This is a genomic window from Phreatobacter sp. (assembly GCF_022843985.1).
Taxonomy (GTDB): Bacteria; Pseudomonadota; Alphaproteobacteria; order Rhizobiales; family Phreatobacteraceae; genus Phreatobacter.
Genome location: NZ_JALHMP010000031.1, coordinates 22495 through 48475 on the forward strand (window position 1 = coordinate 22495; position 25981 = coordinate 48475).

General features: G+C 69.2%; 23 protein-coding genes. 12 read left to right on the top strand and 11 right to left on the bottom strand.

The window, feature by feature from the left end; genetic code table 11:
• The first annotated feature begins 13 nt into the window (after positions 1-13).
• A complete protein-coding gene (locus Q0C57_RS17855) occupies positions 14-901 on the top strand; it encodes a LysR family transcriptional regulator (RefSeq protein ID WP_296578312.1) in 888 nt (295 codons plus the stop codon).
• A 6-nt stretch (positions 902-907) separates the two neighbouring features.
• On the opposite strand, the gene Q0C57_RS17860 is transcribed toward Q0C57_RS17855, so the two are convergent.
• From Q0C57_RS17860 to Q0C57_RS17890, 7 genes are all read right to left on the bottom strand, one after another.
• Positions 908-1639, bottom strand: coding sequence for an ATP-binding cassette domain-containing protein (locus Q0C57_RS17860; RefSeq protein WP_296578315.1), 732 nt, complete (start codon positions 1637-1639; stop codon positions 908-910).
• On the bottom strand, positions 1632-2300 hold the full coding sequence (gene modB / locus Q0C57_RS17865; RefSeq protein ID WP_296578317.1) for a molybdate ABC transporter permease subunit: 669 nt from the start codon (positions 2298-2300) through the stop codon (positions 1632-1634). Before modB ends, Q0C57_RS17860 begins: the two co-directional genes overlap by 8 nt.
• 7 nt (positions 2301-2307) lie before the next feature.
• Positions 2308-3087: a molybdate ABC transporter substrate-binding protein gene (gene modA / locus Q0C57_RS17870; protein WP_296578319.1), complete on the bottom strand. Its 780-nt coding sequence runs from the start codon at positions 3085-3087 to the stop codon at positions 2308-2310.
• Positions 3088-3142: 55 nt separating this feature from the next.
• On the bottom strand, positions 3143-3499 hold the full coding sequence (locus Q0C57_RS17875; protein ID WP_296578321.1) for a winged helix-turn-helix domain-containing protein: 357 nt from the start codon (positions 3497-3499) through the stop codon (positions 3143-3145).
• A gap of 158 nt (positions 3500-3657) precedes the next feature.
• Positions 3658-6837: an efflux RND transporter permease subunit gene (locus tag Q0C57_RS17880; protein ID WP_296578323.1), complete on the bottom strand. Its 3180-nt coding sequence runs from the start codon at positions 6835-6837 to the stop codon at positions 3658-3660.
• Between the two features lie 12 nt (positions 6838-6849).
• Complete coding sequence (locus tag Q0C57_RS17885; RefSeq protein ID WP_296578325.1) at positions 6850-7998, bottom strand: efflux RND transporter periplasmic adaptor subunit; 1149 nt, start codon at positions 7996-7998, stop codon at positions 6850-6852.
• Positions 7995-8621: a TetR/AcrR family transcriptional regulator gene (locus Q0C57_RS17890; protein ID WP_296578327.1), complete on the bottom strand. Its 627-nt coding sequence runs from the start codon at positions 8619-8621 to the stop codon at positions 7995-7997. The genes Q0C57_RS17885 and Q0C57_RS17890 overlap by 4 nt, the downstream gene beginning before the upstream one ends.
• A gap of 291 nt (positions 8622-8912) precedes the next feature.
• On the opposite strand from Q0C57_RS17890, the gene Q0C57_RS17895 reads away from it, so the two are divergent.
• Entirely contained in the window at positions 8913-9239 is a 327-nt protein-coding gene (locus Q0C57_RS17895) for a helix-hairpin-helix domain-containing protein (protein ID WP_296578329.1), read from the top strand.
• A gap of 301 nt (positions 9240-9540) precedes the next feature.
• On the opposite strand, the gene argE is transcribed toward Q0C57_RS17895, so the two are convergent.
• Positions 9541-10731: an acetylornithine deacetylase gene (gene argE / locus Q0C57_RS17900; protein ID WP_296578331.1), complete on the bottom strand. Its 1191-nt coding sequence runs from the start codon at positions 10729-10731 to the stop codon at positions 9541-9543.
• Positions 10732-10820: 89 nt separating this feature from the next.
• On the opposite strand from argE, the gene Q0C57_RS17905 reads away from it, so the two are divergent.
• The 6 genes from Q0C57_RS17905 to Q0C57_RS17930 all read left to right on the top strand — a co-directional run bounded on the left by Q0C57_RS17905 (position 10821) and on the right by Q0C57_RS17930 (position 17833).
• Positions 10821-11984, top strand: a complete 1164-nt coding sequence (locus Q0C57_RS17905; protein ID WP_296578334.1) for a M20 aminoacylase family protein — start codon at positions 10821-10823, stop codon at positions 11982-11984.
• A gap of 22 nt (positions 11985-12006) precedes the next feature.
• Positions 12007-13170: a M20 aminoacylase family protein gene (locus tag Q0C57_RS17910; protein WP_296578335.1), complete on the top strand. Its 1164-nt coding sequence runs from the start codon at positions 12007-12009 to the stop codon at positions 13168-13170.
• 41 nt (positions 13171-13211) lie between these two features.
• Positions 13212-14378 (top strand): M20 aminoacylase family protein, encoded by a 1167-nt coding sequence (locus tag Q0C57_RS17915; RefSeq protein ID WP_296578338.1) that lies wholly within the window; start codon positions 13212-13214, stop codon positions 14376-14378.
• 60 nt (positions 14379-14438) lie between these two features.
• On the top strand, positions 14439-15605 hold the full coding sequence (locus Q0C57_RS17920; protein WP_296578341.1) for a M20 aminoacylase family protein: 1167 nt from the start codon (positions 14439-14441) through the stop codon (positions 15603-15605).
• Positions 15606-15686: 81 nt separating this feature from the next.
• Positions 15687-16853 carry a M20 aminoacylase family protein gene (locus Q0C57_RS17925; protein ID WP_296578343.1) on the top strand — a complete coding sequence of 389 codons (1167 nt, stop codon included), beginning with the start codon at positions 15687-15689 and terminating at the stop codon, positions 16851-16853.
• 8 nt (positions 16854-16861) lie between these two features.
• Positions 16862-17833, top strand: coding sequence for a Gfo/Idh/MocA family oxidoreductase (locus Q0C57_RS17930; protein ID WP_296578345.1), 972 nt, complete (start codon positions 16862-16864; stop codon positions 17831-17833).
• Positions 17834-18280: 447 nt separating this feature from the next.
• Here the strand turns inward: Q0C57_RS17930 and Q0C57_RS17935 are convergent, their stop codons facing one another.
• The gene (locus Q0C57_RS17935; protein ID WP_296578348.1) at positions 18281-19906 is read right to left on the bottom strand and encodes a GMC family oxidoreductase N-terminal domain-containing protein; all 1626 of its coding nucleotides are present in this window, start codon (positions 19904-19906) and stop codon (positions 18281-18283) included.
• A 259-nt stretch (positions 19907-20165) separates the two neighbouring features.
• Here Q0C57_RS17935 and denD point away from each other — a divergent pair, with 259 nt between their 5' ends.
• From denD to Q0C57_RS17950, 3 genes are all read left to right on the top strand, one after another.
• Positions 20166-21152 (top strand): D-erythronate dehydrogenase, encoded by a 987-nt coding sequence (gene denD / locus Q0C57_RS17940; RefSeq protein WP_296578349.1) that lies wholly within the window; start codon positions 20166-20168, stop codon positions 21150-21152.
• A gap of 4 nt (positions 21153-21156) precedes the next feature.
• Entirely contained in the window at positions 21157-21870 is a 714-nt protein-coding gene (gene sfsA, locus Q0C57_RS17945) for a DNA/RNA nuclease SfsA (RefSeq protein ID WP_296578354.1), read from the top strand.
• 97 nt (positions 21871-21967) lie between these two features.
• A complete protein-coding gene (locus tag Q0C57_RS17950) occupies positions 21968-22471 on the top strand; it encodes a MaoC family dehydratase (protein WP_296578357.1) in 504 nt (167 codons plus the stop codon).
• Positions 22472-22662: 191 nt separating this feature from the next.
• Here the strand turns inward: Q0C57_RS17950 and Q0C57_RS17955 are convergent, their stop codons facing one another.
• Both Q0C57_RS17955 and Q0C57_RS17960 read right to left on the bottom strand, forming a co-directional pair.
• On the bottom strand, positions 22663-22875 hold the full coding sequence (locus Q0C57_RS17955) for an alkylphosphonate utilization protein (protein WP_296578360.1): 213 nt from the start codon (positions 22873-22875) through the stop codon (positions 22663-22665).
• 4 nt (positions 22876-22879) lie between these two features.
• Positions 22880-23935 carry a lysine-2,3-aminomutase-like protein gene (locus Q0C57_RS17960; protein ID WP_296578362.1) on the bottom strand — a complete coding sequence of 352 codons (1056 nt, stop codon included), beginning with the start codon at positions 23933-23935 and terminating at the stop codon, positions 22880-22882.
• A gap of 273 nt (positions 23936-24208) precedes the next feature.
• Here Q0C57_RS17960 and Q0C57_RS17965 point away from each other — a divergent pair, with 273 nt between their 5' ends.
• Positions 24209-25822, top strand: a complete 1614-nt coding sequence (locus Q0C57_RS17965) for a phosphoenolpyruvate carboxykinase (protein ID WP_296578365.1) — start codon at positions 24209-24211, stop codon at positions 25820-25822.
• The last annotated feature ends 159 nt before the right edge of the window (positions 25823-25981 follow it).

Genomic DNA, 25981 nt, shown 5'->3' on the forward strand with positions numbered 1-25981 from the left:
GTAAGATGGCAGGATGACGCCAAACTGGGATCATGTCCGGGTCTTCCTCGCCGTGGCGCGCGCCGGGCAGTTCCTCGCCGCGGCACGGGCGCTGGCGCTCGACCATGCGACGGTGGCGCGGCGCATCACGCTGCTGGAGGCGCAGCTGGGGACGCAGCTGGTGGCGCGGTCCACGGCGGGCATCGCCCTGACGGTCGCCGGCGAGACCTTCGTCGCCGCGGCCGAGGCCATGGAGACCGCCTGGCTCGATGCCCAGGCCGATGTCTCGCAGGTCGACCGCGTCATTTCCGGCACGGTCCGCATCGGCGCGCCGGAAGGCTTCGGCGCTCTGTTCCTGAGCGCCCGGCTGGGCCGCCTCGCCGCGCGCCACCCGGACCTGACGATCCAGCTCGTGCCGCTGCAGCGGACCATGTCGCTGTCGAAGCGCGATGCCGACCTTGCCGTCGTCATCGACCCACCGACCGACGGGCGCCTCACCGTGCGCAAGCTGACCGATTACGGCCTCGGCATGTATGCGACGGCACCCTATCTCGCGCGCCATGGCCGGCCGGAAACGCCGGAGGCGCTGCGCCGGCACCTTCTGGTCACCTCGGTGCAGGAACTGCACTATTCGCAGTCGCTGACCTATTATCCGCCGGCCTTCGATGCGGGACAGCGCCGCTTCGAATGCGCCAGCGTCCTCGCCCTGATGGAAGCGGTGAAGGCCGGCGTCGGCATCGGCGTGCTGCACGACTACGCGGCCCGCGACGCCGGCGGGCTGATCCGCGTGCTGCCGGAGCTGGCGATCCGCCGCACCTATCACCTCGTCGCCCATGTCGACACCCGCCGCATCGCCCGGATCGACGAGGCCTACCGGTTCCTGGTGGACGAGGTGGAGGAGGCCGCAGGCCTGTTCCTCTGACCGTGATCAGGACGGCGAAAGATCGAGATCGAGCGCCTGCGCGACCCGCTCGTTCGCCGGACGGGCGAGGACATCGGCCGGGACGCCCACCTGCAGGATGTCACCCCGATCGATGACGGCGAGGCGGTCGGCGAGGCCCGCCGCCTCATCAAGGTCGTGGGTGACGAGGAGGATGGGCACCCGGATGGCCGTGCGGATCGCCGCCAGTTCGGCATGGAGCTCGCGGCGGACGCGCCGGTCCACCGCCGAGAAGGGTTCGTCGAGGAGAAGCACGGCGGGATCGCGGGCGAGAGCCCGGGCCAGCGCCACGCGCTGCTGCTGGCCGCCGGAGAGCTCGGCGGGATAGCGGGCTTCCAGCCCGGCGAGATGGACGAGGGCAAGGAGCCGGCCCGCGGCGGCGGCGCGCTCCGCCGCGGGCCTGTGGCCCATGGCCGCCGCGACATTGGCGAGCGCCGTCATGTGGGGGAAGAGCGCGTAGTGCTGGAAGACGAGGCCGGCGCGCCGCTGGTGCGGCGGCAGGGCGATGCCGGCGGCGCTGTCGAGCCAGACGGTGCCGCCGCACCGGACCCGGCCCTCGCGCGGCTGGTAGAGCCCGGCAATGGTCCTGAGCACGGTGGTCTTGCCGCTGCCCGAGGGGCCGACGAGAGCCAGCATCTCGCCGGCGGCGCAGGTCAGCGCCACGGCGAGGGGAATGGGCGCCGCCTGGTGCAGGTCCACCGTCAGGCCCGTCTCATCCATGGCGGCGGACCATGCGGCCGGAGAGCAGCGAGGTGGTGGCGAGGGCCACCACCGAGACGACGACGAGCACCGCCGACATGGCATGGGCCGCCGCATCGTCGAAGGCCTGGACGCGGTCATAGATCGCGATCGAGAGGGTGCGCGTTTCGCCCGGCAGCGATCCGCCGACCATCAGCACGACGCCGAACTCGCCGAGCGTGTGGGCGAAGGTCAGCACCATGCCCGTAACGATCCCTGGCCAGGCCAGCGGCAGGTCGATGCGGCGCATGATTGTCAGCGGCGCCATGCCGGAGACGGCGGCGGCCTCGCGCACCTCCGGCGGGATCGCCCGGAAGGCCTGCACCATCGGCTGGATGGCGAAGGGCAGGTTGGCGATGACCGAGGCGATGAGCAGCGCCTCGAAATGGAAGACAAGCTGGCGCCCGACCAGCGCCTGCCAGACCTGGCCGATGGGCGAGGCGGCGCCGAGCCCGACCAGCAGATAGTAGCCGAGGACGGTCGGCGGCAGGACCAGCGGCAGGGCGATGAGCGCCTCGACCATCCCCTGGCCGCGGAAGGGATGGAAGGCGAGGCGGCGCGCCACGACGAAGCCGACAGGCAGGAGGATGAGGACGGTCGCCGCGCCCAGTTTCAGCGACAGGGAGAGCGCGACCCAGTCCATGGCGGTGTCAGGATTCCTCGCCGGCGATGAGGAAGCCGTGCCGGCGGAAGATCTGCCGCGCCGCCGGCGTGCGAAGATAGGCGTGGAAGTCGCGGGCCACCGGCCCCGCCGTCTTCATCAGCGCCATGCGCTGGCGCAGCGGCAGATGCCAGTCTGCCGGCACGAGGGCGAAGCTGCCGAGCGCCCGGACCTGCGGCGCAAGCACCAGCGAATAGGCGACGAGGCCGCCCTGGGCCGCGCCGGTCGTGGCGAAGCGGAGGGTCTGGGCAATGTCCTCGCCGATGGCGAGCCGGCCCTGCAGCGGCTCCCACAGGCCCTGGCCCTTGAGAACCTGCTCGGCGGCGCGGCCATAGGGCGCATGCTCCGGGCTGGCGATGGCGAAGCGCGTGACGCGCCCGTCCCTGAGCCCGGCGCGCAGGTCCGCCAGGGCGCCGTCGGCCTTCAGCGGCGAGCCGTTCGGCACGAAGAGGGCGACGCGTCCTTCGGCATAGACCTCGCCCCTGTCGGCTGCGAGGCCCGCATCGGCGAGCTGGAAGATGAAGCCCTCATCGGCGGAGAGGAAGAGCTGGAACGGCGCGCCCTGGCGGATCTGTCGGGTGAAATTGCCGGAAGCGCCATAGACCACCGAGACCTCCTGGCCGGTGGCCTGGCGGAAGGCGACGACGAGCTCGTCCATCGCCGTCTTGACGCTGGCGGCGACGGCGATCTGCGGCGCCTGGGCCAGGGCCGGCGCGACAAGGCCGGCGGCGAGGCCGGCGGCGAGCAGAAGACGGCGGACGACGGCCATGGGGACCTCCAGCGATATTTCCGGTTGGCTATATCGCTGGACGGGGCCCGGCCTGTCAATCGCCCGGCGGACGCAGAAGCCGCGACAGGGTGGCGATTTCGCCGGCGGAGGAGGTCCTGAGCTTCTCCTCCATGGCGCGGAAGGCGGAGAGGACCGTCAGGCCCGCCTCCGTCAGTTCCGCCCCGCCGCCGTCGCGGCCGCCCTTGGAAGAGGTCACGAGCGGTTCAGCGAACATGGCATTCATGGTCTCGACCAGCATCCAGGCGCGCTTGTAGCTCATGCCCATGCGCCGTCCCGCGGCGGCGATGGAGCCGGTGTCGCGAATGCCCTCCAGGAGGTCGGCCTTGCCCGGCCCGAGCCTTACGCCGGGGGCGAAGTCGACCCGCAGGGTGACGAGGGGGGCGGAGGCCAAGGCGATCGGTTCCTGGGAAGCGTCGCGCCGAGCCTAGCGGCGACGCGCCGCGCTGTCAGCCGGATAGGTCGGAGCCCGGCCTCCATGGGGGCGGACCCACGGATGCCGGGCTCCCGTGCCCTCCCCCGGCGGTAAAGCACGGCAGGAGGACGCGTGGGCTATTCCGCGGCGACGCGGATCGGCCGGGGCGCCTCGCCGGGAGGCGAGGCATCGGCGGGGAGAAGAAGCGGCGGTGCGCCATGGCCACCATGGCCGGCAGCAGCCGTGTCGGGCTCGTCGACGGGGCCGACGAAGCGGCCGAAGGCCCAGCCGAAGAAGCGGCCGACATCATCCATCACCGTATAGAAGGACGGCACGAAGACGAGGCTCAGCACGGTGGAGACGAGCAGGCCACCGATCACCGCGATGGCCATGGGCGCGCGGAACTCGCCGCCGTCTCCCGAGCCGAGTGCCGGCGGGATCATGCCCGCCCCCATGGCGAGGGTGGTCATGATGATCGGGCGGGCGCGCTTGCGGCCGGCATCGAGGATGGCCTCGCGGCGGGGCATGCCCTCCCGCGTCTTCTCCACCGCGAAGTCGACCAGCATGATGGCGTTCTTGGTGACGATGCCCATCAGCATGAGGATGCCGATAACGACCGGCATGGAGATGGCATTGTTGGTGAGCAGCAAAGCGATGATCACGCCGCCGAGGGAGAGCGGCAGCGACATCAGGATGGTCAGCGGCTGGAACACCGAGTGGAACAGCAGGACGAGCACGCCGAGGACCATCAGCAGGCCCGTGCCCATCGCCAGGGCGAAGCCCTGGAAGACCTCCTGCATGATCTCCGCGTCACCGCCGCGCTGGAACGACACGCCGGCCGGCAGGTTGCGCGCCGCGGGAAGGGAATAGACCTTCTCGAGCGCCGGACCGAGTTCCAGGCCGCGACCGAGATCGGTCCCGATGTTCACGCGGCGCACCCGGTTGTAGCGCTCGATCGACGAGAGCCCCTGGCCGAAGGTGATGTCGGCGACGGCGGTGAGCGGCACCTGCTGGCCTGCAGGCGTCGTCACGGTCAGGGCGGAGAGGATGTCGAGGCGGGCGCGGGCATCGGTGTCGAGCTGGACGCGGATTGGCACCAGCCGGTCGCCGGCATTGAACTTGGCGAGATTGGCGGCAACGTCACCGATGGTGGCGATGCGCACCGCCTCCGAGATCTGGTCGGTGGTGATGCCGTAGCGCGCGGCCTCGTCGGTCTTCGGCACGACCCTGATCTCGGGCCGGTCGAGGCCGGCCGTGGCGGCGACGTTGACGAAACCGGGGAGCTGGCGCATCTCGGCCTCGAGCGCGGCCACCGCCTTCGACAGGTTGGCGCCATCGTTGCCGCGCACGATGATGGAGAGCTCGCGCTCGCCGCGGTCGTTGACATACCAGGCGCGGATGTCGGGGATCTCGGTGAAGAGCGGCGACGTCGCCTGCTGGATCTGCCGCTGCTTGCGCTCGCGCTTGGTCTTGTGGACGAGGCGGACGATGACGGTGGCGCGGCGCACCTCCAGCGTGCCGACCGGGCTCGCGCCGCCGATGACGAGGACCGATTCCACCTCCGGCGTCTTCTCGCGGATCAGCTTGGCGAGCCTGTCGGAGCGCTCGCGGGTGTCATCGAGGGTCGAGCCCGGCGGCAGTTCCATGGAAATGACGAAGCGGGCCTCGTCGGGAAAGGGGATGAAGCCGGTGGGCAGGAACTTCACCGCCCAGATGGACAGGGCGAAGACGCCGATGCCGGCGAGGAGGGTGAGGTAGCGGAAGCGGATGGTGACGGACAGGAAGCGCAGATAGGCGCGCATGAAGATGCCGTCCTTGGGCTCCTGATGCGCGTGAGGCCGGAGGAAATAGGCCGCCAGCATGGGCGTGATGAGCCGCGCCACCAGCAGCGAGAAGAGCACGGCGATGGCCACCACCAGGCCGAACTGCTTGAAATACTGGCCGGCAATGCCGCCCATGAAGGAGACCGGCGCGAAGACGGCGACGATGGTCAGCGAGATGGCGATGACGGCGAGACCGATCTCGTCCGCCGCCTCCATCGAGGCGCGGTAGGGCGATTTGCCCATCTTCATATGTCTGACGATGTTCTCGATCTCGACGATGGCATCGTCGACCAGGATGCCCGTCACCAGGATGATCGCCAGCAGCGAGACGAGATTCATCGAGAAACCGAGCATGTCGATCACCCAGAAGGTCGGGATGATCGACAAGGGCAGCGCCACGGCGGAGATGAGGGTGGCGCGGAAATCGCGCAGGAACAGGAAGACGACGATGACGGTGAGACCTGCGCCTTCCAGCAGCATGGTCATGGCCGAGGTGTGGTTGCCGGCGGTGTAGTTGACCGAATTGTCGATCTCGTTGAAGGCGATGTCCGGGTGGGCGGCGCGCAATTCGTCGATCTTGGCGCGGGCGAGGGCGGCGACGCGCACGTCGGAGGCGCCCTTCGAGCGGAAGACCTGGAAGGCCACCGTCGGTGTCTCGCCGTTGAGGCGGGTGAAGCTGCGCGGCTCCTCGTAGAGATCGGTGACGGTGCCGAGGTCGGAGAGGACCACGGCACGCCCGCCGGGCAGCACGATGCGGGTGGCGGCGAGGTCCTCGACGCTCTCCGCGCCGGCGAGGGTGCGGATCGACTGCTGCTGACCACCGATTTCGCCCTGGCCGCCGGCAAGGTCGACATTGGTGGCGCGCAGCTGGCGGTTGACGTCGCCTGCCGTGATGCCGAGCGCCATCAGGCGGCTGGGGTCGAGGGCGACGCGGACCTCGCGCAGCACACCGCCGTTGCGGCTGATGCGGCCGATGCCGCGCAGGCCCTGGAGCTCGCGCTTGACGGTGTCGTCGACGAACCAGGACAGCTGTTCCAGCGTCTTGGCGGGAGCGGCGACGGCCACCGTCATGATCGCCTGGTTCTCGATGTCGAGCCGCTCGATGATCGGCTCGTCGATGTTGCGCGGCAGGTCGGCGCGGATCTTGGCGACGGCGTCCTTGACGTCGTTCAGCGCCCGGTCGGCATTCACCTCCAGGCGGAACTCCACCACCGTCGAGGACTGGCCATCGGTGAGGTTGGAGATGACGTTCTTGACGCCGGTGATGTTGGCGACGGCGTCCTCGACCCTTTTGGTGATCTGACTCTCAAGCTCGGCCGGCGCGGCGCCCGCCTGGGTCACCCGGATCTGAACCAGCGGCACGTCGATATTGGGGAACCGCGTGATCGGCAGGTTGTTGAAGCTCATCCATCCGAGGAAGCAGAGGACGATGAACAGCACGATCGAGGGGACCGGCTGGCGGATGGAATAGGCGGAGACGTTGAACGAGGACATGGCGCGGCCTCCTCAGCGCGGGACGGCCGCGACGGGCGTCACCCGGTCGCCGTTGCGAACGAAACTGCCGGAGACCGAGACGACCTCTTCGCCCTCGGCGATGCCCTCGCGGATCTCGACCCTGCCGGCGGCGCGCAGGCCGACGACGACGGTGCGGGTCTGCACGATGCCGTCCTTGATCACCTGGACGGCCGTGGTCGGGCCGAACATCACGGCCGAGAGCGGCACGGTCAGGCCGGTGGAACGCGCCACCTCGACGGTGGCGCGGCCGAAGGCGCCGAGCGGCGGGCGCTCGTCGTCGGTCAGGGTGACCCGGACGCGGCCGAGCCGGTTGGTGCGGTTCACCTCGGGCGCCACCAGGCGGACCTTGCCTGCGAGCGGGCGCGTGTAGCCGGCCGCCTCGATGGTCGCCGGCTGGCCGGGCCGGATGCGGGCGAGCGTCGTCTCCGGCACGTCGGCCTCGAGCTCGACCTCCGACTCCGCGATGATGCGGAACAGCGGGTCGCCCGCCGCCGCCGCCAGGGCGCCGAGGCGGGCGGTGCGGCGCGAGATGGTGCCGCCGATCCTGGCCCTGATCTCGGTGCGGGACATGCGCAGCTCGATGTCGCGGCGCTGGGCGCGGGCCAGCACCAGGTCGGCCTCGGCGAGGGCGAGGGCGTTGGTGACCGAATCCAGCCGGGCGGCGGTTGTGCGCGCGGCGCTGGTGCGCTGGTCGAGCGCGTCGGCCGTCGCCGCGCCGCTGCGCTGCAATTGCTGGGTGCGCTCCAGCTGCTGCTGGGCGAGGGTGCGGGCCGAGGTGGCCTCGACGATGGCGGCACGGGCCTGGGCGATGGCGGCATCGGCGCGGGCGAGCTGGGCGCTGTTCTGGGCGAGCTGGACGTCCAGCATCTCGCGGTTGAGGCGGGCGAGCACCTGGCCGGCGGTGACCTTGTCGCCCTCCTCGGCGAGGATCTCGGTGATCGTCAGGCCGTCGACCTCGGGCGAGACCATGACCTCGTCGCGGGCAACGAAGGAACCGGTGAGGATGACGGTCTCGCGCAGCTCGGAGCGGGCAGCCGGGGTCACCGTGACCGCGGGCGCAGCGCCCTGGCCAGCCGCAGCGCCGCCGAGGGCGGCGGTCGCGACGGCGGCGAGAAGGAGGGTGCGGGCGAGCATGATCATGGTGTTGTCAGCCTAGCTGAGGCCGGCGTGGCGGGTGGCAGCAACATGGACCGCAGGATGGAGAACATCAGGGCCACATGCGGCTTCGGATCGAAATTCACATCGCGGGCGCGCCGCAGCATGAGGCCGTCGGCATAGGTGATGAGGAACTGCACGGCGGGGTCGAGATCGGCGTCCGGAGCGGTCTGACCACGATCCCGCGCCATTTCCAGCGCAAAGCGGATCTTGGTCTCGATGAACTGGTCGATCTTCTTACGCAGGGCGCCGATCTGCGGATTACGCGCGACCTCCGACATGATCTCGACCCAGAGCTGGCAGCTCTCGCGCGGCTCCTCGATCATGTGGAAGCGGGCGAGCGCCTCGAAGGCCTCCCAGATGTCCGGCGCCCTGGCGAGGGCGGAAAACCCGGCGCCGAGTTCGGCGAAGTCGCGCTCGCACAGGCCCTCGATCATCGCCTCCTTGGAGGGAAAGTAGCGATAGAGGTTGCCGGGGCTCATGCCCGCCTCGCCGCAGATGTCGCTCATCGAGGCGCCATGGAAGCCGGAGCGCACGAAGCAGCGCTCGGCGGCATCGAGGATGGCCGCCTTCCGGTCTATGCGCTGGGCACTGTCGATGCGCGGCATGGCGATGGGGGATCCTCGCGGGTAGAGCCTGATTAGGGCAGGGCGGCAAGGGGCGCAACAAAAAAGAGAATGAACATTCATTTTTATGAGACATCCGATGACGCATGCCCGATGGCCTCCCGCCCGGCCGCGGGCGCGCCGGACAGCCGTTCGGCTGGCGTTCATCGGCCGGACACAGAGGCAGCGAAAAGCCGTCTTGCATGCGCCATCAACCGATGGTGACCTCGCCCGGTCGGCACGGGAGACGCAGTCTGGCGCCAGCCCGAACCCGACCCACGGAAGGACACGCCCATGCTCAAGACCCTGTTGCTCGCCGCCTCCCTCGCGCTCGCCGGGACCGCCGCCATGGCGCAGACCGCGACCCAGCCTGCGACCCGTCCCACCGCAACGGCGACCACGCCGGCACCCGCCGGGACGACGCCGGCGGCGGCGCTCATCGACATCAATTCGGCGACCGAGGCCGAGCTGCGGGTGCTGCCGGGCATCGGCGAGGCGCGGGCCAAGGCGATCATCGCCGGCCGGCCCTATCGCGGCAAGGACGAGCTGGTGCGCAAGAACATCATCCCGCAGGGGGTCTATGACGGCATCCAGGCGCGGATCATCGCCCGCCAGCGCTGAACCGCAGGCTCGTCACCGTCCGCGCCGGGAGGCGCGGGCGGTGCGGTCGTCGTCAGGTGTTCGCCTGCACGACCCAAGTGCGTCCTTCGAGGCTCGCCTCCTGACGATGCTGACGCATCGCCGGGGCTCGCACCTCAGGATGAGGAGGGTGGGTGTCCTGCATTCCGGCCGGCAAATGTGAGCAGCGCAGGTTCGTCCGGCGTTGTGCCGGTTACCACCCCCCTCATCCTTGAGGTGCGAGCGAAGCGAGCCTCGAAGGACGCACTTGATCCGTGCAGCGCGGCTCCTCGCGATGGCACCCTCAGGCGGAACACTCGCGAATCAGCCCGGCGAGGAAGGCATCGCACCGGGCGAGTTCCGACACCTCGACCCATTCGTCGGGCTGGTGCGCCTGGGCGATGTCGCCCGGGCCGCAGATGACCGTGGAGATGCCGGCCGCCTGGAACAGGCCGGCCTCGGCGCCATAGGGCACGACCTGGATGCCATTGTCGCCGGTGAGCCGGCGGGCAAGGCGCTCGGCCTCGCCGTCTTCTTCACGCACCAGCGGCTCACCGCCGACCCGCCAGGTGAGGTTGACGCCCGAATCGGGATGCACGGCCTTCATCGCCGGCTCGATCTCGCGGCGGACGAAATCCTCGTATTCGCGCACATAGCGCATGCCGTCATCGCCGGGCACCACGCGGATGCCGGTGACGAAGTGGCAGTCGAGGGCGGTGATGTTGTGGGCGGTGCCGCCGGAGAGCGTGCCGACATGGATCATGGTCCAGCCGGGATCGAAATAGGGCGCGCCGCCATGCGCCTCCGCCTCGGCCTTGTTCTTCAGGTCGCGCTCCTCGAGCCAGGTCACCAGCCGCGCGGCGACGAAGATGGCGGAGACGCCGGCATAGCGGTTGGAGGAATGGACCTCGTGGCCGCGCACATGGGTGTCGATGCGCAGATAACCCTTGTGGCCGGTGACCACCTTCATGCGGCTCGGCTCGCCGACGATGCAGACGGAGGGCCGCGTCCAGTCCTTGCCGAGGCGGGCAATGAGGGCGCGGGCGCCGTCCATGCGGATTTCCTCATCCGCCGTCAGGCAGATGTGGATGGGGCGCTTCAGGTCGGCGGCAACCATGGCCGGCACGGCGGCGAGCACGCAGGCGTCGAAGCCCTTCATGTCGCAGGCGCCGCGACCATAGAGCCGGTCACCCTTCGCCGTCAGGGTGAAGGGATCGGTGGTCCAGGGCTGACCCTCGACCGGCACGACGTCGAGATGGCCGGAGAGCACGATGCCACCGTCGACCTGCGGGCCGATCGTCGCCCAGATATTGGCATTGCGGCCATCGGGCATCGGCACGATCTCGCAGCCGACCCCATGGGCGGCGAGATAGTCGCGGATGAAATCGACGAGGTCGAGATTGCTGGCGTCGGAGACCGAGGGGAAGCCGACGAGGCGCTCGAGCAAGGCGGTGCTGGTGAGTGTCATGTCCCTGAGGGAGCCGATGGCAGCCATGCACGTCAAGGGGAGGCCATCGCATGGCAGCCTGTTGACCGGCCCGCCCCGCTCCGGTTCTGTTGGCCTTTCTCCCTCGGGACATGTCCATGCCCATCGTCAATCGCATCGCCGGCCTTCACGCGGAGGCCACGGCGTGGCGCCGCGATTTCCACCAGCATCCCGAACTGCTCTTCGATCTGCCGCGCACATCGGCGATCGTGGCGGAGAAGCTGCGCGCCTTCGGCTGCGACGCGGTCGTCACCGGCATCGGCCGCACCGGCGTCGTCGGTCTGATCCACGGGGCGAAGACCACGTCGGGCCGGGTGATCGGCCTGAGGTCGGACATGGACGCACTGCCGCTCACCGAGATCACCGGACTGCCCCATGCCTCGACCGTGCCGGGACAGATGCATGCCTGCGGCCATGACGGCCATATGGCGATGCTGCTGGGCGCGGCGAAATATCTCGCCGAGACCCGCAACTTCGACGGCACTGTCGCGCTGATCTTCCAGCCGGCGGAAGAGGGCGGCGGCGGCGCCCGCGCCATGGTGGCCGACGGCCTGATGGAGCGCTTCGGCATCCAGGAGGTCTATGGCATGCACAACAACCTGGACCCGGCCGGGACGCTCGCGGTGCGGGCCGGGCCGACCAGCGCGGCGGCCGACAAGATCCACATCCTCGTCGAGGGCAAGGGCGGCCATGCCGCCAAGCCGCACCTCGCTGTCGACACGGTCCTGGTCGCCGCCCAGATCATCATCGCGGTGCAATCCGTGGTGGCGCGCAACATCGACCCGCTGGGCAGCGCCGTCGTGTCGATCTGCGCCTTCAATGCCGGCCATGCCAACAATGTCATCCCGCAGACGGCGGAACTGCTCGGCACGGTGCGCACGCTCACCAAGGACATCCAGGCCCTGGTCGAGCAGCGGCTGCGGCAGGTGGTCGAGATGACCGCCGAAAGCTACGGCGCCAGGGCGACCTTCACCTATACCTATGGCTGCCCGATGGTGGTGAACCACGCCGCCGAGGCCGAGCATGCCGCGGCGGTGGCCGCCTCCATCGTCGGCGAGGCCCTCGTGCGCCGCGACAAGCCGCCGACCATGGGCGCGGAGGATTTCTCCTTCATGCTGGAGGAGCGGCCCGGCTGCATGATCGGCATCGGCCAGGGCGGGGCGTTCGGCGTCCATCATCCCGCCTATGACTTCAACGACGAGATCCTGCCCATCGGCATGAGCTACTGGGCCCGCCTCGTCGAAACCCGCATGCCGGCCTGACCGCCCGCCACCGGAGGCCAAGGTGCCGATCGTCAACCGCATCGCCGCATTGCACGAGGAGGCCGCCGGCTGGCGGCAGGATTTCCATCGCCATCCCGAGCTCGGCTTCGACCTGCCCCGCACGTCGGCCATCGTCGCCGACCGCCTCCGGGACTTCGGCTGCGACGCGGTGATCACCGGCATCGGCCGCTCGGGCGTCGTCGGCATCATCCGTGGCGCGCGGACGACCTCGGGACGGGTGGTCGGACTGCGGGCCGACATGGACGCGCTGCCCATCCACGAGTCCACCGGCGCAGACCATGCCTCGACAGTGGCGGGAAAGATGCATGCCTGCGGCCATGACGGGCACATGGCCATGCTGCTGGGCGCGGCGAAATATCTCGCCGAGACGCGCAATTTCGATGGCACCGCCGTGCTGATCTTCCAGCCCGACGAGGAGGGGGGCCACGGCGCCCGCGCCATGATCGCCGACGACCTGATGGACCGGTTCGGCATCCACGAGGTCTATGGCATGCACAACAGCCAGGACCCGGTCGGCACGATCTCGGTGATCTCCGGCGCCGCCAGCGCCGCCGTCGACTGGATCCACATCGCCATCGAAGGCAAGGGCAGCCACGCGGCGCGGCCGCATCTGGCCGTCGACACCGTCCTCGTCGCGGCCCATATCATCGCCGCTGTCCAGTCCATCGCGGCGCGCAACGTTGATCCGCTCGCCAATGCCGTCGTCTCGCTCTGCCATGTCGATGCGGGCGCCGCCTTCAACGTCATTCCGCAGACCGCGGTGCTGCGCGGCACGGTGCGGACGCTGTCGAAGGCGGTGCAGGACCTGGTCGAGGCGCGGCTGCACCAGATCGTCGCCGGCGTCGCGGCGACCTTCGGCGCGAGCGCCACCCTGACCTATGACCGCGCCTGCCCGAGCGTGATGAATACCGGGCCCGAATGCGACCATGCGGCCCGCGCCGCGGCCTCGGTTCTCGGCGAGACCGGGGTCTGGCGCGACGTCGACCCGGCCATGGGCGGCGAGGATTTCGCCTTCATGCTGGAGGAGCGGCCGGGCTGCATGATCGGCATCGGCCAGGGCGGCACCTACGGCCTGCACCACCCCTCCTACGATTTCAACGACGCGATCCTGCCCATCGGCATGAGCTATTGGGCGAGGCTCGTCGAAACCCGCCTGCCGAGCTGATAGAAGGGCCGCAAGGCCACCGCCCTTTCCGGAGAATGACCATGCCCATCAACAACCGCATCGCCTCCCTCCACGACGAGGTGACCGCCTGGCGCCGCGACCTGCACGAGAACCCCGAGTTGATGTTCGACGTGCACCGCACCGCCGGCATCGTCGCCGACAAGCTGCGCGCATTCGGCTGCGACGAGGTCGTCACCGGCATCGGCCAGACCGGCGTCGTCGGCATCATCAAGGGCCGCAACACCGGCTCGGGCAAGGTGATCGGGCTGCGCGCCGACATGGACGCGCTGCCGCTCAGCGAGATCACCGGCCTGCCGCATGCCTCCAAGGTGCCGGGGAAGATGCATGCCTGCGGCCATGACGGCCACACGGCGATGCTGCTGGGCGCGGCCAAGTACCTCGCCGAGACGCGCAATTTCGACGGCACGGTGGCGGTCATCTTCCAGCCGGCGGAAGAGGGCGGCGGCGGCGGCCGCGAGATGGTCAATGACGGGATGATGGACCGTTTCGGCATCCAGGAGGTCTATGGCATGCACAATGCGCCGGGCCTGCCGGTGGGCAAGTTCGCCCTGCGCGCCGGCCCGCTCATGGCCGCGGCCGACCGCATCCAGATCGATGTCGAGGGCAAGGGCGGCCATGCCGCCCGCCCGCACCAGTCGATCGACACGATCCTCATCGCCTCGCAGATCGTCAACGCGGTGCAGTCGATCGTCTCGCGCAATGTCGACCCGCTCGGCAATGCGGTCGTCTCCATCTGCGCCTTCAATGCCGGCTTCACCGACAATGTCATCCCGCAGACGGCGACGCTGCTCGGCACGGTGCGCACGCTCACCCCTGAGATGCGCGATCTCGTCGAGAAGCGGCTGCACACCGTCGTCGAGGGCACCGCGACCGTCTATGGCGGCACCGCCAAGCTCACCTATTTCCGCGACTATCCGGTGACCCGGAACCATGCCGAGAACGCCGTCTTCGCCGGTGATGCCGCCGCCGCGGTGGTCGGCGACGAGGGTGTCAACCGCGACACCGTGCCGGTGATGGGCGGCGAGGACTTCTCCTTCATGCTGGAGGCCCGCCCCGGCGCCTTCATCTTCATCGGCCAGGGCGACACCGCCTCCGTCCATCACCCCGCCTATGACTTCAACGACGAGATCATCCCCATCGGCATGAGCTACTGGGCCAAGCTCGTCGAGAGCCGCCTCACGGCCTGATCCCCATTCCCGGCGCGGCCCTCGTCCGCGCCGGCCTTCCCTCTGCGCAGGACCACCGACATGCCCATCGTCAACCGCATCGCCGCCCTCCACGAGGAGGTCACCGCCTGGCGCCGCGACATCCACGCATATCCGGAGCTGCAGTTCGACGTGCACCGCACCGCCGGGATCGTCGCCGACAAGCTGAGGGCGTTCGGCTGCGACGAGGTCATCACCGGCATCGGCCGCACCGGCGTCGTCGGAATCATTCGCGGCCGAACCGACAGATCGGGCAAGGTGGTGGGCCTGCGCGCCGACATGGACGCGCTGCCGCTGACCGAGATCACCGGCCTGCCGCATGCCTCGAAGGTGCCGGGGAAGATGCATGCCTGCGGCCATGACGGCCACACGGCCATGCTGCTCGGCGCCGCCAAATACCTCGCCGAGACGCGCAACTTCGACGGCACCGTCGCGGTCATCTTCCAGCCGGCGGAGGAGGGCGAGAAGGGCGGCGAGGCCATGGTGCTCGACGGCATGATGGAGCGCTTCGGCATCCAGGAGGTCTATGGCATGCACAATGCGCCGGGCCTGCCCGTCGGCCATTTTGCCATCCGTCCGGGGCCGATGCTGGCGGCGGTCGACAATTTCCGCATCCATGTCGAGGGCAAGGGCGGCCATGCCGCCAAGCCGCATCTGGCGGTCGACACGATCCTTGCCGGCGCGCATATCGTGGCGGCGGTGCAGTCGATCGTGGCGCGCAATGTCGACCCGCTGAAGAGCGCCGTTATCTCCATCTGCGCCTTCAATGCCGGGTTCGCCAACAATGTCATTCCGCAGACGGCGGAGCTGCGCGGCACGGCGCGCACCCATGACGCAGAGGTGCGCGACCTGATCGAGGTCCGGCTGCGGGAGGTCGTCGAGAAGACCGCCGCCGCCTTCGGCGCCACGGCCAGGGTGGAGCATGTGCGGGTGGTGCCGGCCACCGTCAACGATCCCGCTTATACGCCGCATGCGGTCGCCGCGGCGGCCGCCGTGGTCGGCGACAAGGCGGTGAACGACGACGCGCCGCAGATCATGGGCGGCGAGGATTTCTCCTACATGCTCGAGGCGCGGCCCGGCGCCTTCATCTTCATCGGCCAGGGCGACACCGCCTCCGTGCATCACCCCGCCTATGATTTCAACGACGAGATCATCCCGCTCGGCATGAGCTACTGGGCGAAGCTGGTCGAGAACCGCATGCCGGCGTGACCCCAGGCGTCCGGCCAGCCCCTCGCCTCCGCGCGCGTGCCGCGCTAGCCTCCCGCTTTCGCCTGCCCTTCGGAGATTTCCATGCCCGTCATCAACCGCGTTGCCGACCTCCACGACGAGATCACCGCCTGGCGCCGTGACTTCCACGAAAATCCGGAGCTGCTCTACGACGTGCACCGCACTGCCGGCATCGTCGCGGAGAAACTGAAGGCCTTCGGCTGCGACGAGGTCGTCCCCGGCATCGGCCAGACCGGCGTCGTCGCCGTCATCAAGGGGCGCAAGAGCGGCTCGGGCAAGGTCATCGGCCTGCGCGCCGACATGGACGCGCTCCCCATCGAGGAAGCCACCGACCTGCCCTACAAGTCCAAGGTGCCGGGCAAGATGCACGCCTGCGGCCATGACGGCCACACCGCCATGCTGCTCGGCGCGGCGAAGTACCTCGCCGAGACGCGCAATTTCGACGGCACGGCGGTGGTCATCTTCCAGCCGGCGGAAGAGGGAGGCGGCGGCGGCGACGCCATGGTCAAGGACGGCCTGATGACCCGCTGGAACATCCAGGAGGTCTATGGCCTGCACAACATGCCGGGCATTCCCGTCGGCACGTTCGCCGTGCGCAAGGGCCCGGCCATGGCGGCGGCGGACCGCTTCATCATCGACATCGAGGGCAAGGGCGGCCATGGCGCCATGCCGCATCTGTGCGTCGATCCGGTCCAGGCGGGCTTTGCCATCGGGCTGGCCATGCAGACCATCGTGGCGCGCAATGTCGATCCGATCGAGAGCGCCGTGGTCTCCATCACCTCGGTCAAGGCCGGCGAGGCCTTCAACGTCATCCCGCAGACCCTGCGCATGCTCGGCACGGTGCGCACCTTCAAGCCGGAGATCCAGGATCTGGTGGAGGCGCGGATGAAGGAGCTGGTGGTGAATGTCGCCAAGGGCATGGGCTGCGTCGCGACGGTCGACTACCTGCGCGGCTATCCCGTCACCTTCAACCATGCCGACCAGACCGACTTCGCCGTCAAGGTGGCGCAGTCCGTCGTCGGCGCCGACAAGGTCGATCCCAACACGCCGCCGCTGATGGGCGCCGAGGACTTCTCCTACATGCTCAACGAGCGGCCGGGCAGCTACATCTTCCTCGGCAATGGCGACACCGCCGCCTGCCACCACCCCGCCTACAATTTCGACGACGCCGCGATCCCGGTGGGCACCAGCTACCTCGCCAAGCTCGTCGAAGCGGCCATGCCGGCGTGAGCGGGACCATGACCGCAAACCCCGTCGCGCTCGGCATTGTCGGCGCCGGCATCATGGGCGAGCGCCTGCTCGGCGCCGCCCTGTCCCAGGCGGCCGATGTCGTCGGCATTACCGGCATCTGGGACCCCTCGGCGGAAGCCATGGCGCGCATGGGCGCGGCCTTTCCGGGCGTGCCGCGCCTTGCCGATGCGGCGGCGGTGATCGCCGCCTGCGACGCGCTCTATATCGCCTCGCCGCCGTCGTCGCACCTCGCCCATGCCCGGGCGGCTCTGGCAGCCGGAAAAGCCGTGTTCTGCGAAAAGCCGCTGGCGGTGGATGTCGCCGATGCCCGCGCCTTCGTCGCCGAGGCGGGCGCCAGGGGCGCCGTCAACTTCCCCTTTGCCTCCTCCTTCGGGGTGGCGACCCTGCAGCGCTGGATCGCCGAGGGCGCGGTCGGCACCGCGCGCCAGATCACCATCGAGGTCGCCTTCGCCACCTGGCCGCGCTCCTGGCAGAGGGACGCGGCGGGCTGGCTGGACGGGAGGGCGCAAGGCGGCTTCACCCGCGAGGTGGTGTCGCATTTCCTCTTCCTGTCCCGCCGGCTCGGCGGGCCGCTGGCGGGCCTGAAGGCGACGGCGGAGTATCCGGAGGCGGGGAAGTCCGAGCGCCGCATCGCCGCGACGCTGACCGCGGGCGGCCTGCCGGTGACGCTCACGGGCAGCGTCGGCACGACCGAGAAGGACGACCACAACATCTGGATGATCGCCGGCGATGCGGGCGCCGTCCGGCTGCGCGACTGGTCGATCGCCGAGCGGCGGATGGCGGACGGCTCCTGGCAGCCCGACCCGGAGGCGCTGCCCAACGAGAAGATGCGGCCGCTGGTGCTGCGCCGGCAGCTCGAAGGCGTCGCGGCGCTGGTCCGCGGCCAACCGCACCACCTCGCGACGCTGGCCGAGGCGCTGGAGGTGCAGGAGGTGGTGGAGGCGATCCTGAAGGGGTGATTCTGGGAAGAGGAAGAGCCCTCCCTTACCCTCCCCGCCCCCGCGGGCAGGGAGACCACGACGCCGCGCCACTGCCTCACCGATCCGCCAGGCCCAACCCATCGATAGTCCAGGGAGGCCGAAGTCTCCCTCCCTGCGACAGCGGGGAGGGTAAGGGTGAGGCCTTCGGCAGTCTCGGTCGCTGCCGAGGCCCGCTGTGCCCCTCAGAACCGCAGCGCCGTTGACCGCCACCATGGCAGTTCCATGATAGCCACCAACCCTTCCGTCATGGCCGGGCTTGTCCCGGCCATCCACGACTTGAACACGCGGCTTAAGGCAAAATTCGTGGATGCCCGGGACAAGCCCGGGCATGACGGGTGAGGTTCGGTCGGGAGAACCGCGACGGGCGATCACCTTTCCGGCAGCGAGCCTCGAAGGTCGCACTTGGCTGATGCAGGGCGCCCGCCCCTACCTCTTCCCATCCTCCAGGATCATCCGCGCGCCCTTCTCGGCGATCATCAGCGTCGGCGTGTTGGTATTGCCGGAGGTGATGGTCGGCATGACGGACGCATCCGCCACCCTGAGCCCCTCCACCCCGATGACGCGCAGGCGCTCGTCCACCACCGCCAGCGGGTCGGAGGCGAGGCCCATCTTCGCGGTGCCGACGGGATGGAAGATGGTGGTGCCGATGTCGCCGGCGGCCTTCGCCAGGCTCTCGACATCGTCGCCGATCACCGGGCCGGGGAGATATTCCTGCGGACGATAGGGCGCCAGCGCCGCCTGGCCCATCAGCCGCCGTGTGACGCGCAGCGAATCCGCCGCCACCTGCCGGTCCTCGTCGGTAGCGAGATAGTTCGGCGCGATGAGGGGCTTGTCGGCCGGATCGGCGGAGCGGATGTGGACGGAGCCACGCGAGGTCGGCCTGAGATTGCAGGGCGCGACCGTCACGGCGGGGAAGCGGTGCAGCGGGTCGCCGAACTTGTCGAGCGACAAGGGCTGGACGTGGAACTGGATGTTGGCCCGTTCCTGGGCGGGATCGGAGCGGGTGAAGATGCCGAGCTGGCTCGGCGCCATGGTCAGCGGGCCGGTGCGGCGGAGGAGATATTCGAGCCCCATCAGGCCGCGCTTGAACAGGTTGTGGTAGGTCTCGTTCAGCGTCTTGATGCCGTCGACCCTGTAGATGGCGCGGATCTGCAGGTGGTCCTGCAGATTGCCGCCGACGCCGGGCTTCTCCTTCACCACGGGGATGCCGTGGCGGGCCAGCACCTCGCCATGGCCAATGCCGGAGAGTTCGAGGATCTGCGTCGAGCCGATGGAACCGGCGGTGAGCACGACCTCGCCGCGACAGCGGGCGACGACGCTCTCGCCGCCCTGGCGGAACTGCACCCCCGTCACCCGGCCGTTCTCCACGATCACCTTCTCCACCAGCACGCCGGAGAGGAGATCGAGATTGTCGCGGGCGTCGATGACCGGCTTCAGGAAGCCGCGGGCCGCCGACCAGCGCAGGCCCTTCTTCTGGTTGACGTGGAAATAGGCGGTGCCCTCGTTGTCGCCGGTGTTGAAATCGTCGAGGGGGCGGACGCCCATCTGCACCGCCGCCTCGCGCACCTTGTCGAGCAGGTCCCAGCGCACGCGCGGCGCCTCCACCCGCCATTCGCCGCCGGCGCCGTGGTGCTCGCCCTCCCCGAGGAAATGATCCTCGAGCCTGCGGAAGACCGGCCGGACATCGTCCCAGCCCCAGCCGGCGAGGCCGAGCTGGCGCCAATGGTCATAGTCGGCGCTCTGGCCGCGCATGGTGATCATGGCGTTGATGGCGGAGGAGCCGCCGATCACCTTGCCGCGTGGATAGATCAGCGAGCGGCCGTTGAGGCCGGCCTCCGCCTCGGTCCTGAACATCCAGTCGGCGCGCGGATTGCCGATGGCGAAGAGATAGCCGACGGGAATGTGGAACCAGATCCAGTCATCCTTGCCGCCGGCCTCCAGCAGCAGGACCCGGTTCCTGGGATCGGCGGAGAGGCGGTTGGCCATGAGGCAGCCGGCCGTGCCGGCGCCGCAGACGATATAGTCCCACTCACCCTCGATGGTGCGGGCCATGGCTCCCCTCCGGCACTGTCGCGCGGGCTCTCGACGGCGGCCCTTCGACCGATCCATCGCGCGCGGCGTGGCGAAGGTCAATCGGGACGGAGGGGGGAGCCGGTATGGCTGCGACCGGCCTTCGATGATCCTGCTGCCGGGCGTAGACTCCACGGAACCGCAAAGCTGCAACCCGCCCCCTCGCGCGTGCCCCATTCCCTGCCGGCGCCGGGCGCGCTAGCCTCCCGTCCAAATCGTTTGAAAAGAAGAGGACACGTCCATGCATATCCTGATCATCGGCGCCGCCGGCATGGTCGGCCGCAAGCTCACCGAGAAGCTCGTCCGCGACGGCGCGCTCGGCGGCAAGGCGATCACGGAATTCTCCCTCGTCGACGTGGTGGCCCCCCAGAAGCCCGCCGGCTTTGCCGGCAAGGTGACGAGCTGGGCCGTCGACATCTCCTTCCCCAACACCGCGGGGCCGATGGTCGCCGGACGGCCGGACGTCATCTTCCATCTCGCCGCCATCGTCTCCGGCGAGGCCGAGGTCGATTTCGACAAGGGCTACCGCATCAATCTCGACGGCACGCGGCAGATCTACGAGGCGATCCGCCAGGAAGGCGTCAAGGCGCCCTACCATCCGCGCGTCGTCTTCACCTCCTCCATCGCCGTCTATGGCGCGCCGTTCCACGAATTCATCGAGGACGAGTTCTTCCACACGCCGCTGACCAGCTACGGCACGCAGAAGTCGATCGGCGAGCTCCTGCTCACCGACTATTCGCGCAAGGGCTTCTTCGACGGCGTCGGCATCCGCCTGCCGACCATCTGCGTGCGTCCGGGCAAGCCGAACAAGGCGGCCTCGGGCTTCTTCTCCAACATCATCCGCGAGCCGCTGGTGGGGATGGAGGCCGTGCTACCGGTGGGCGACGACGTCGTCCACACCCATGCGAGCCCGCGCTCTGCCGTCGGCTTCCTCATCCATGCCGCGACCATGGACACCGCCCAGCTCGGCTGGCGGCGCAACCTCTCCATGCCCGGCGTGGTGGCGACGGTGGGCGAACAGCTCGAGGCCCTGCGCAAGATCGGCGGCGAGAAGGCCCTGAAGCTCGTGCGCCGCGAACCGGACGACCTCATCATCCGCATCGTCTCCGGCTGGTCGCAGCGCTTCAACGCCAAGCGCGCGGCCGAACTCGGTTTCAGGGCGGAGACGAGCTTCGAGGAGATCGTCCGTGCCCATGTCGAGGACGAGCTCGGGGGCAAGGTCGCCTGAGGGCATGCGCTTCCCCACCCCGCTCGTCCCCGGCCGCCTCGTCCAGCGCTACAAGCGCTTTCTGGCCGACGTGATCCTCGACAGCGGCGAGGCCATTACCGCCCATTGCGCCAATCCCGGCGCGATGCTTGGGCTGAACGCGCCGGGCAACCGCGTCTGGCTGTCGCGCGCGGACAATCCGGCGCGCAAGCTCCCCTGGTCGTGGGAACTGGTGGAGGCGGATTTCGGCGCGGGGCCGGAACTGGTCGGCATCAACACCGCCCATCCCAATGCGCTGGTCGCGGAGGCGATCGGCGCCGGGACCATCCCCGCCCTCGCCGGCTACGCGGCGCTGTGGCGGGAGGTCGCCTACGGCAGGGCGAGCCGCGTCGACATGATGCTGACGGCCGAGGGACGGCCGCCCTGCTATGTCGAGGTGAAGAACGTCCACCTGATGCGTGCACCCGGCCTCGCCGAATTCCCCGATTCGGTGACGGCGCGCGGGGCGAAGCATCTCGACGAACTCGGCGACATGGTGGAGGCCGGTCACCGGGCGGTGATGGTGTTCCTCATCCAGTACGGGGCTGCCGGGCGCTTTTCCCTCGCCCGCGACATCGACCCCGCCTATGGCAGGGCCTTCGACCGGGCGCGGGCGCGCGGCGTCGAGATGCTGGCGTGGCGTTGCCGGCTCAGCCCCGAGGCCATCGTGGTGGACGAGGCGGTGGAGATCGTCGCTTAAGCGCACCCGCCTGATCGGCGGGCTTGTCCCCGCCGTCGCGCTCTTCCATGAAGGGGCCATGATGGGCCCGGGCCGCCGGGACGACGGGAGCGATGGCATGAGCGTGAAACCGGGCTGGCAGGGCCGCTTCTTCGAGGATTTCGCCATCGGCGACGTCTACAAGCACCCGCTCGGGCGGACCGTGACGCAGGCCGACAATATCTGGTTCACGCTTTTGACCCAGAACACCGCGCACCCGCATTTCGACGCGAACTATGCGGCCCATACCGGCTTCGGCAAGCCGCTGGTCAATTCCTGCTTCACCATCGCGCTGGTCACCGGGCAGTCGGTGACCGACATCAGCCAGAACGTCTTCGCCAATCTCGGCTGGGACGAGGTGCGCCTGCCGGCCCCGGTCTACGAGGGCGACACGATCTATTCGGAGAGCGAGGTGCTGGAAAAGCGCGATTCGGGCTCGCGGCCGGAGGTCGGCATCCTCACCGTGCGCACCAAGGGCTATACCCAGGCCGGCGACGTGGTGATCACCTTCAAGCGCACGGTGATGGTCTATCGGCGGGGACAGGGCCCGGGGGGCAAGCACCGTCCCGAACCGAAGGGGTGAGGCGGGGCGCGGCGAAGAGCGCGTCCCAGCCGAGTTGTCAGCGGGAACCTCCCCCCGTCATGCCCGGCCTTGGGCCGGGCATCCACGAATTTTCTTCCCAAGGACGGTGTTCAAGTCGTGGATGGCCGGGACAAGCCCGGCCATGACGCCGAATGGGGCGGCGAACTCTCCTGGGGCGGACAGCGATGCCCTCACGCCTTCTTCAGGAACTCCGTCCGCAGCACCAGGCCCTTGACCTTGTCGACGCTGCATTCGACCTCCTGCGGGTCGGCGGTGAGGCGGATGGCCTTCACCCGCGCGCCGCGCTTCAGGGTCACAGACGTGCCCTTGACCTTGAGGTCCTTGATCAGGGTCACGCTGTCGCCATCGGCGAGGATCGTCCCGTTGGAATCCCTGGCATCCATCGCACTAGTCCTTCGTCTCTGCCGGGGGATAGGGGTGGTGGCCGCCGCGCCAGTCGGCGACGTCGTCGGCACCGAGATAGACGGGACCGACCGGGACCTTGCCGGCGCCGCCGGGAATGTCGAGCACATAGGTCGGCTGGGCGAGGCCGGAGAGCCCCCCGCGCAACTGCGCCATCAGCGCCTGGCCCTCGGCGATGGACAGGCGGAAATGGGCGGTGCCGGGGGCCATGTCGGGATGGTGCAGGTAATAGGGCTTCACCCGGTTGGCGAGGAAGGCGCGCATGAGATCCGCGAGGGTCTCGGCATCATCGTTGACGCCGCGCAGCAGCACGGACTGGCTGACCAGGGCAATGCCGGCATCGGCGAGGCGGGCCAGGGCCTGTTCGGCGGCGGGCGTGAACTCACGGGCGTGATTGGCGTGGACGGCCACATAGACCGCCTTGCCGGCTGCGCGCAGGGCCCGGGCGAAATCGGCGGTGACGCGGTCGGGGGCGACGATCGGCACGCGGGTATGCCAGCGGATGACCTTGACATGGGGGATGGCGGCCAGCGCCCGGGTCAGGGCGCGTGCCCGCCGTGCCGAGAGCACGAAGGGATCGCCGCCGGTGAGGATGACCTCGAAGATCTCCGGCCGCGCCGCGATATAGGCGATGGCGGCGGCGAGTTCGGCGTCGTCCAGCGCGCCCCTGCCCTCGGGGCCGACCATCTCGCGGCGGAAACAGAAGCGGCAATAGACCGGGCAGACATGGACGATCTTCAGCAGGACGCGGTCCGGATAGCGGTGGACGATGCCCGTGACGGGTGAATGGGCCTCGTCGCCGATGGGGTCGGCCAGCTCCTCGGGCCGGGTGTCGAGTTCGCGGGGATCGGGCAGGAACTGCCGCGCGATCGGGTCGGCGGCGGCGGCCGGCCCGGAGGGCATCAGCGCGGCCATGGCGGGGGGCACCGCGACAGCATAGCGCTCCCCCACTTTCGCCGCATCGGGGCCGGCGGCGGGCGCCAGCAGGCCGGCCGCGACGAGGTCGGCCGCCGTGCGCAGGGTGCGGTCGGGTCGGTTCATGGCGGCCTCATGGTCCCTGGCGCGGGGAAAGGCAAGGGCCAAGGCCCGGATCGGGATGCCGGCGCCAGCCAGCGGCGCCGCTCCCGGCTGTTCACCGCTTTCGCGAAAAAGGCCGGGGGCGACGCCGATCCGTCCTCCGTCGGGCTTGCCGGCAAAGAGCCTTTGGATTAGGGGGTTTTGCCTCTGCCGCGGCCCCTGACCCGGCGCCTGACTGCATGGCATCCAAAGGCGCGCATAAGCGTCGTGACGCGGACCCTTGAGGGGAGAACTGCCTTGGCCGAAACCGGTACCTGGAACAAGGCCCATGGGGCCGAAGCCTTCGGCTTTTCGGGGCTGAAGGCCCTGCACTGGAACTATCTCGAACCGCAGCTGGTCGAGGAATCGATCGCCCGCGGCGAGGCCAAGCTCTCTGCCGGCGGTCCGCTGGTCGCCGAGACCGGCCAGCACACCGGCCGCTCGCCCAAGGACAAGTTCGTCGTCCGCGATGCCACCACCCACTCCACCGTCTGGTGGGACAATAACGGCGCCATCTCGCCGGCGGCCTTCGATCTCCTCATGGCCGACATGCTGGCGCATGCCAAGGGCCGCGAACTCTTCGTCCAGGACCTCTATGGCGGCGCCGATCCGGCGACGCGGCTGAAGACCCGCGTCTTCACCGAATATGCCTGGCACAACCTGTTCATCCGCAACCTGCTGATCCGCCCGAAGCGCGAGGACCTCGCCGCCTTCGTGCCGGACATGACCATCGTCGACCTGCCGTCCTTCCGCGCCGACCCGGCGAAATACGGCGTGCGTAGCGAAACGGTGATTGCCTGCGACTTCACCCGCAAGATCGTGCTGATCGCCGGGACCTCCTATGCCGGCGAGATGAAGAAGAGCGTTTTCACCATGCTCAACTTCCTCCTGCCGCCGCAGAACGTCATGCCGATGCATTGCTCGGCCAATGTCTCGCCCCAGGGCGAGGTGGCCGTCTTCTTCGGCCTGTCCGGCACCGGCAAGACGACGCTGTCGGCCGATGCCTCGCGCACCCTCATCGGCGACGATGAGCACGGCTGGGGCCGTGACGGCGTCTTCAACTTCGAGGGCGGCTGCTATGCCAAGGCGATCAAGCTGTCGCGCGAGGCCGAGCCGGAGATCTTTGCCACTTCCGAGCGCTTCGGCTCGGTGATGGAGAACGTGGTCATCGATCCCGTCTCGCGCATCCCCGACTTCGACGACGGCTCGAAGACCGAGAACACCCGCATCGCCTATCCGCTGCACTTCATCGCCAATGCCTCGGAGACCGGCCGTGCCGGCCATCCGAAGAACATCGTCATGCTGACGGCCGATGCCTTCGGCGTCATGCCGCCCATCGCCAAGCTGACCCCGGCAGAGGCGATGTACCACTTCCTCTCCGGCTTCACCGCCAAGGTCGCCGGCACGGAGAAGGGAGTCACCGAGCCGCAGCCGACCTTCTCGACCTGTTTCGGTGCGCCCTTCATGCCGCGCCACCCGTCGGAATATGGCAACCTCTTGCGCGAGCTCATCGCCAAGCACCATGTCGACTGCTGGCTGGTGAACACCGGCTGGACCGGCGGCAAGCATGGCGTCGGCCGGCGCATGCCGATCTCGATCACCCGCCTCTTGCTGCGCTCGGCCCTCGACGGCTCGCTCAACCGCGCCGATTTCCGCCGCGACCCCTATTTCGGCTTCGCGGTGCCGACCTCGGTGCCGGGCGTGCCGCCGCACATGCTCTATCCGATCAAGACCTGGCGCGACAAAGCCGAGTTCGACGCCACGGCGCGCAAGCTCGTGCAGATGTTCCAGGACAATTTCGCCAAGTTCGAGCCCTATGTGGATGCCGATGTGAAGGCGGCGGCTCCCGCGGTGCAGCTCGCGGCGGAGTAAGGGGTCTCACATCATCGGCATTTGGAAAAGCCCGGCCGGCGTGCCGGGCTTTTTCGTTGGGGGATGCCCTGCACCCGCCGAGTGCGTCCCGCGAGGCTCGCCCCGGTGCAGGCCTCAGCCGCGCGGCGCGGCCGGAGGTGCGGCGGCCGGTGCCGGGGC

What these genes read in the sequence shown, in the direction of transcription:
- Q0C57_RS17855 (WP_296578312.1), top strand. Translation starts at nt 14, where the DNA reads ATGACGCCAAACTGGGATCATGTCCGGGTCTTCCTCGCCGTGGCGCGC.
- Q0C57_RS17860 (WP_296578315.1), bottom strand. Translation starts at nt 1,639, where the DNA reads ATGGATGAGACGGGCCTGACGGTGGACCTGCACCAGGCGGCGCCCATT.
- modB (WP_296578317.1), bottom strand. Translation starts at nt 2,300, where the DNA reads ATGGACTGGGTCGCGCTCTCCCTGTCGCTGAAACTGGGCGCGGCGACC.
- modA (WP_296578319.1), bottom strand. Translation starts at nt 3,087, where the DNA reads ATGGCCGTCGTCCGCCGTCTTCTGCTCGCCGCCGGCCTCGCCGCCGGC.
- Q0C57_RS17880 (WP_296578323.1), bottom strand. Translation starts at nt 6,837, where the DNA reads ATGTCCTCGTTCAACGTCTCCGCCTATTCCATCCGCCAGCCGGTCCCC.
- Q0C57_RS17885 (WP_296578325.1), bottom strand. Translation starts at nt 7,998, where the DNA reads ATGATCATGCTCGCCCGCACCCTCCTTCTCGCCGCCGTCGCGACCGCC.
- Q0C57_RS17890 (WP_296578327.1), bottom strand. Translation starts at nt 8,621, where the DNA reads ATGCCGCGCATCGACAGTGCCCAGCGCATAGACCGGAAGGCGGCCATC.
- Q0C57_RS17895 (WP_296578329.1), top strand. Translation starts at nt 8,913, where the DNA reads ATGCTCAAGACCCTGTTGCTCGCCGCCTCCCTCGCGCTCGCCGGGACC.
- argE (WP_296578331.1), bottom strand. Translation starts at nt 10,731, where the DNA reads ATGGCTGCCATCGGCTCCCTCAGGGACATGACACTCACCAGCACCGCC.
- Q0C57_RS17905 (WP_296578334.1), top strand. Translation starts at nt 10,821, where the DNA reads ATGCCCATCGTCAATCGCATCGCCGGCCTTCACGCGGAGGCCACGGCG.
- Q0C57_RS17915 (WP_296578338.1), top strand. Translation starts at nt 13,212, where the DNA reads ATGCCCATCAACAACCGCATCGCCTCCCTCCACGACGAGGTGACCGCC.
- Q0C57_RS17920 (WP_296578341.1), top strand. Translation starts at nt 14,439, where the DNA reads ATGCCCATCGTCAACCGCATCGCCGCCCTCCACGAGGAGGTCACCGCC.
- Q0C57_RS17925 (WP_296578343.1), top strand. Translation starts at nt 15,687, where the DNA reads ATGCCCGTCATCAACCGCGTTGCCGACCTCCACGACGAGATCACCGCC.
- Q0C57_RS17930 (WP_296578345.1), top strand. Translation starts at nt 16,862, where the DNA reads ATGACCGCAAACCCCGTCGCGCTCGGCATTGTCGGCGCCGGCATCATG.
- Q0C57_RS17935 (WP_296578348.1), bottom strand. Translation starts at nt 19,906, where the DNA reads ATGGCCCGCACCATCGAGGGTGAGTGGGACTATATCGTCTGCGGCGCC.
- denD (WP_296578349.1), top strand. Translation starts at nt 20,166, where the DNA reads ATGCATATCCTGATCATCGGCGCCGCCGGCATGGTCGGCCGCAAGCTC.
- sfsA (WP_296578354.1), top strand. Translation starts at nt 21,157, where the DNA reads ATGCGCTTCCCCACCCCGCTCGTCCCCGGCCGCCTCGTCCAGCGCTAC.
- Q0C57_RS17950 (WP_296578357.1), top strand. Translation starts at nt 21,968, where the DNA reads ATGAGCGTGAAACCGGGCTGGCAGGGCCGCTTCTTCGAGGATTTCGCC.
- Q0C57_RS17955 (WP_296578360.1), bottom strand. Translation starts at nt 22,875, where the DNA reads ATGGATGCCAGGGATTCCAACGGGACGATCCTCGCCGATGGCGACAGC.
- Q0C57_RS17960 (WP_296578362.1), bottom strand. Translation starts at nt 23,935, where the DNA reads ATGAACCGACCCGACCGCACCCTGCGCACGGCGGCCGACCTCGTCGCG.